Raw genomic sequence first — 311 nt, forward strand, 5'->3', positions numbered from 1 at the left:
TGGGATTAACAGATCCTTTTAATATGGGTGGTGCGATGGCCCCAGCGGCTGTCGATACGATTGAAGCTCATTTACGCGAACGACAAATTGACGCCTCTTATTACGACTTAATCGTAACAGGTGACCTTGGACATGTCGGTCGCGAAATTGCCTACGACCTACTACATAAACACGGAACAAAAGTAACGAGCGAACAATTCCAAGATTGCGGAATCATTATTTACAGAGACGGACAACCAGTCATAGCTGGGGCAAGTGGACCAGGATGTTCCGCAACAGTCGTGTACGGTCATTTATTAAACCGAATGAAA

The 311-nt window shown here is 45.7% G+C and carries 1 pseudogene; it reads left to right on the plus strand.

Annotated elements, in window-relative coordinates:
• Positions 1-311: pseudogene (locus K5S59_RS29575) on the plus strand (stage V sporulation protein AD); the annotation flags it as partial.

This window comes from Bacillus sp. BML-BC051 (assembly GCF_019656175.1).
GTDB lineage: Bacteria > Bacillota > Bacilli > Bacillales > Bacillaceae_G > Bacillus_A > Bacillus_A mobilis.